At 35.2% G+C, this 637-nt stretch carries 1 protein-coding gene; it reads left to right on the forward strand.

What is annotated here, in order from left to right; genetic code table 11:
* Window positions 1-602 (forward strand): NAD(P)/FAD-dependent oxidoreductase (locus HMPREF1019_RS09655; protein WP_009295562.1); only part of this gene is annotated, 602 nt, incomplete at its 5' end.
* Between the last annotated feature and the right edge of the window lie 35 nt (window positions 603-637).

Consider the following 637-nt stretch of genomic DNA (forward strand, 5'->3'; position numbering starts at 1 on the left):
CTGCTCTTGTTGGCTTTAGCGTGCAAAAAGATGAGTTTTGGTTTAAAGAGCTTAGTGGTGTTAGTCTAAGCGCAGATGTAGTGATAAATACCAAAAATGAGAGCTATAAATTTAGTGGTGATCTGCTTTTTACACATAGAGGCATAAGTGGTCCAGCGATACTAAACGCCTCACTCTTTTGGCAAAAGGGTCGAATTTGCATAAATTTTCTGCCTAAATTTAGTGAGAAAAATTTAGTAAATGGCAAAAAGCAGCTTAGTTCAGTTTTACCTTTGCCAAAGAGATTTGTGCTGGAGTTTTTAAGAAATTTTGGTTTAAAAGATAGGGCATTTTATGAATTTAGTGATGATGAAAAGAGCATCATAAAAAGGCTTTTTGCATATCATTTTGCCCCAGCTGGGACATTTGGCTTTGAAAGGGCTGAAGTTACAAAAGGTGGCGTAAAGACTAATTTTTTAAATGAAAATTTAGAGTGTAAAAGCGTAAAAGGGCTTTACTTTATAGGAGAAGTTTTAGATATCACTGGTATGCTTGGCGGATATAACTTGCATTTTGCATTTACAAGTGCTTTCAAGGTAGCTAGCGCTTTAAAAAATAGCTAATCAAATAGAAGTGAAATTTAGCTAGTGGCAGCAAA

Source organism: Campylobacter sp. 10_1_50, assembly GCF_000238755.1.
Taxonomy (GTDB): domain Bacteria; phylum Campylobacterota; class Campylobacteria; order Campylobacterales; family Campylobacteraceae; genus Campylobacter_A; species Campylobacter_A concisus_R.